Genomic DNA, 4,266 nt, shown 5'->3' on the forward strand with positions numbered 1-4,266 from the left:
TTGCTCGGGCCGGTCCTCGCGACGGCCTGGATCGTGACGGGCGCGCTCGCACTGACCGGAGCGGACCGCTTCTCGCCGTGGTGGACGCTGCTGTTCCTCGCGGTCGGCGTCGCCGCGGCGGCGATCTCCGTCCCGCCGGTGTGGCGCTCGGCACCGCCCGTCCCCGTCCGGTCGGCTCCGTCGCTCGACGTCGCGTCGGGAGCCCGGGTCGCCTGGCGCTCGCACGTCGGCAGCACGTGGTTCATCGTGATGGGCATCGCGGTGATCGTGCTCGGCGTCGTCACTGCCGTCTGGACAACAGTGACGAGCAGCGGCTCCGCCGTGGTCTCCGGCGCGGTGCTCCTCGTGGCGGGCCTGGCCGTGCTGGTGCTCGCTCGCGTCGAGGTCACGGTGGACCGCCGCGGACTCCGCGTCACCTCGACGGGGACCCGCATCCCGATCATGCGCGTGCCGCTCGAGCGCATCGAGTCGTGCGGGTGGGGGGAGGTCTCCCCGGGCGAGTGGGGTGGCTGGGGCTACCGCATCTCGGGTCGGGGCATCGCGTACGTCACCCGCTCCGGGCCCGGGATCGTGGTCCGGTTGCGGGGTGGCAGCGCCCGCGTGGTGACGGTCGCGGACGCCGAGCGCGGGGCGGCGGCGCTCGGGGCGCTGCTCGCGGAAACGCCAGCCTGACGACGGTACGCGTCCTCGGCCGGCCCGGTTGCCGTTCCGGCAACGGTCCTTGCCCGGCACCGGTCCCACCGGGTGGAGTGGTGTCGTGCACGAACACGACCTGACGAACACCCGCACCTCCGGTGCCGACGCCCGCTCCTGGTGGGAGGCGCGGTACGCCGAGCGCGACGGTGTCTGGTCGGGCCGGGTCAACGCGGTCCTGGCCACCGTGGCGGCGGGAGTCCCCGTCGGTCGGGCGCTCGACCTCGGCTGCGGCGAGGGCGGCGACGTCGTGTGGCTCGCCGAGCACGGGTGGACGGCCCTCGGGATCGACCTGTCGGTGACGGCGCTCACCCGCGCGTCGGCGGCGGCGGTCGGTGCCGGGGTCGAGGAGCGCACGGCGTTCGTCGCGGCGGACCTCGCCTCGTGGGACACGAGCGCGCGGTTCGACCTCGTGACGGCGTCGTTCCTGCAGTCGTGGCCGGTCGAGATCCCGCGCGCCGACATCCTCCGCGCGGCGGCCGGCTTCGTGGCGCCCGGCGGCCACCTCCTCGTCACCGCGCACGCCGCTCCTCCGCACGGCGGGGTGTCCGAGGAGATGCGCGCGTACCGGTTCCCGACGCCGGAGGACGACCTGGCGGCGCTGCGGCCCGACGCCGACTGGGACGTGCTCGAGGCGGCCAGGCGCCCCCGCACCGCGACCGGACCGGACGGGCACGAGCACCACACCGTCGACAGCGTCGTGCTCGTCCGCCGCCACTGACGGGCTGCGCCGGAGTGGGGGCCCGCGGCGCGACCGCGTGCGCGGCGTACCGTGAGCGGCGTGAGCAGTGACGCACCGCGGCCGGCGGGGCGGACCGGCACCGGGCCTCCCGGCATCGTCCTGGTCGGCGCCCGCGGGCACGGACTGCACCACCGGGCCACCATCGCCCAGCTGGCGGCCGACGGCCGCTGCGTGCTCACCGCCGTCGTCGACCCCGCCCTGGTGACGGAAACCGACGGGGGCGTCCCCGTCGTCGCGGACGTGACGGCGGCGCGCGCACTCGGCCCGGTCGACGTCGTCGTGGTCGCCGCTCCGATCGGAACGCACCTCCCGCTCACGCTCGCGGCCCTCGAAGCCGGTGCCGACGTGCTGCTCGAGCAGCCTCCGGTGACGACGCGTGCGCGCCTGCGCCTGCTCCTCGAGGCCGAGCGCCGGACCGGCCGCGTCGTGCAGGTCGGGTTCCAGAGCCTCGGGTCGGCGGCGCTGCCGGCGCTGCGGGACGGGTCGGTCGTCGGTCCGGTGCGGTCGGCGGCCGCGGTCGGGACCTGGACCCGCGACCAGGCCTCCTGGTCGCGCTCGGGGTGGGCGGGCCGAGGGCGTGTCGCCGGTGTCGACGTCCTCGACGGTGTCGTGACGAGCCCGTTCGCGCACGCCGTCGCGACCGCGCTCGCGCTGGTCGGCTGCCGTCAGGCTGCCGACGTCGCACGCGTCGAGGTCGAGCTGTACCGCGCGGCCCCCATCGACGGTGACGACACCTCGGCAGTCCGCGTCACGACGACCGCGGGCCGGGAGGCGACCGCGGCCCTCACGCTCTGCGCGTCGACCGAGGCGCTGCCGACCGTCCGCGTCACCGGGACGACCGGCCGAGCGGTCCTCGGGTACACGACCGACGAGGTCACGGTGGACGGCACGACCACCACGTTCGAGCGGACCGGGCTGCTGGAGAACCTGCTCGACCACCGCGCCTCCGGTGCCGCACTCCTCGTGCCGCTCGCGTCGACGGGGGCGTTCGTCGAGGTGCTCGAGGCCGTGCGGGCAACCGAGCCCGTGCAGGTCGACCACCCGTGGGTGCGGTGGGAGGGCGACGGACCGACCAGGCGTCCGGTCGTCGTGGACGTCGAGGGGGTCGTCGACCGGGCGGCCGACCGGCTCGCGCTGTTCTCCGAGGTGGGGGCTCCGTGGGCACACACCGCGCGGGACGACGTGCTCGCGACGCTCCGCGTGGACGGCGGAGCGGTCGCGACGGTCCTCGACGGCTCGGGGACCATCCCGACGTCGTCACCACGGCCGTACCTCCACCCGGTGCGCACGCGTGCGGGCGTGACGGTGTCGGCGCACCACCCCGGCGACCACGACTGGCACTGCGGGCTCGGGATCGCGATCCCGGACATCGACGGCGTGAACTGCTGGGGCGGCCCGACCTACGTGCACGGCGACGGGTACGTGTGGCGGGACGACCACGGCCGAGTCGACGTCGTGCAGGCAGTGCAGCGGACCAGCAGCCTCGGACAGGAGCTCGTGTGGCGCGGCCCGGACGGCGCGGTCGTCCTGCACGAGGACCGGACGATCGCCTGGGCCGGCGACGGCGACGGCGACGGGTGGACGCTCGACTGGTCGTCGTCGTTCCGGGCGCCGGGGTCCTCCCCCGTGCGGCTCGGCGGACCCGGGTCGAACGGGCGGGTCGGGGCCGGGTACGGCGGGCTGTCCTGGCGGTTCCCGCCCTGCGACGCGGTGTCGGTGCGGACCCCCGACGCCGTCGGCGAGGAGGCCGTGCACGGGTCGGTGGCACCGTGGGTCGAGTGGGCGGCCGACTTCGACGGCGGGTCGGCGACGGTCCAAATGACGGCGCTCGGCCACCGCGACCCGTGGTTCGTCCGGGTCGCGGAGTACCCCGCGATCGGGTCGGCCCTGGCGTGGCGCTCCCCCGTGGTCGTGCGGCCGGATGTCCCGTTGGTGCGGTCCTTCCGCATCTCGGTGCGGGACGAGCGGTGACGGGTCGGCCGTGATCCGGCGGCCGCCTCGGGTTCGCTACGGTCGTGGCATGGACACCGCGGTTTGGGAGCACGACGTCGCCGAGGCATGGGCGGCGGACCTCGACGACGATGCACTGGTGGAGCGGATGCGGTCCCTCGCTGCCCGTGCTCCACACCCCGCGCTCGGGGCCTTCGAACTCGGCGGCGCGTACGACTCCACCGGGGACGAGGCGGCGGCGGACGAGGAGTACGCCGCCGCCACCCGGGCGGGCCTCGCCGAGGTCGATCCCGACCGTGCTGCGCAGATGGTGGTGCAGCACGCCTCGACCCTGCGGAACCTCGACCGGGTCGACGAGGCGATCGCGATGCTGCGGGGCGCCCACGAGCACCCTGCCACCGGTGCGGCGCCGAGGGTCTTCCTCGCGCTCGCCCTGCACAGCGCCGGGCGCACCGACGAGGCCCTGCGGGTGGCGATCGAGGCCCTCGAACCGACGCTGCCTCGGTACCACCGGTCGGTCCGGGCGTACGCGGCGGCGCTGACCGGTTGACGCCCGGGGATCAGCCGCGCTGGTCGAGCGGCAGCGCGTCGCTCGTCGTGCGCAGGGTCTCCTGCCGCAGTTCGAGCTGCGCCACGGCGAGCGCCGCGAGGTCCCGGAGGTTCGCCAGGTCGGCCTCGGTCGCGTCGCGCGGCCGGACGTCGAGCACGGCGAGGGTGCCGATCGTGGTGCCGTCGTGCCGGACGAGCGGCACGCTGACGAAGAATCGGATGCCGAGCGGGCCGGTGACGAGGGGGCTGTCCCGCATCTCCGGGTGGACGATGCCGTCGGGGATGACGACGGGTTCCGGGACGGGGGCGAATCCGTTGCGGAAGCTGATCTG

Annotated in this window: 5 protein-coding genes; 4 read left to right on the top strand and 1 reads right to left on the bottom strand. The window is 75.6% G+C overall.

What is annotated here, in order from left to right:
• From I59_RS22570 to I59_RS03550, 4 genes are all read left to right on the top strand, one after another.
• On the top strand, positions 1-672 hold a 672-nt coding region (locus I59_RS22570), incomplete at its 5' end, for a hypothetical protein (RefSeq protein ID WP_031272719.1).
• A gap of 85 nt (positions 673-757) precedes the next feature.
• The gene (locus I59_RS03540) at positions 758-1,414 is read left to right on the top strand and encodes a bifunctional 2-polyprenyl-6-hydroxyphenol methylase/3-demethylubiquinol 3-O-methyltransferase UbiG (protein WP_022902691.1); all 657 of its coding nucleotides are present in this window, start codon (positions 758-760) and stop codon (positions 1,412-1,414) included.
• Between the two features lie 60 nt (positions 1,415-1,474).
• Positions 1,475-3,406, top strand: coding sequence for a DUF6807 family protein (locus I59_RS03545; protein WP_022902692.1), 1,932 nt, complete (start codon positions 1,475-1,477; stop codon positions 3,404-3,406).
• A 49-nt stretch (positions 3,407-3,455) separates the two neighbouring features.
• Positions 3,456-3,935, top strand: a complete 480-nt coding sequence (locus I59_RS03550) for a tetratricopeptide repeat protein (RefSeq protein WP_022902693.1) — start codon at positions 3,456-3,458, stop codon at positions 3,933-3,935.
• Positions 3,936-3,945: 10 nt separating this feature from the next.
• On the opposite strand, the gene I59_RS03555 is transcribed toward I59_RS03550, so the two are convergent.
• Positions 3,946-4,266, bottom strand: a 321-nt coding sequence (locus I59_RS03555; RefSeq protein WP_022902694.1) for a GAF domain-containing protein, incomplete at its 5' end; no start/stop codon positions are given.

Origin of the sequence: Curtobacterium sp. B8 (genome assembly GCF_000333315.1) — a bacterium.
Taxonomy (GTDB): Bacteria; Actinomycetota; Actinomycetes; order Actinomycetales; family Microbacteriaceae; genus Curtobacterium; species Curtobacterium luteum.

Excerpts from the sequence above, each read along its gene's own strand:
- I59_RS03550 (WP_022902693.1), top strand. The coding sequence starts at position 3,456 with ATGGACACCGCGGTTTGGGAGCACGACGTCGCCGAGGCATGGGCGGCG.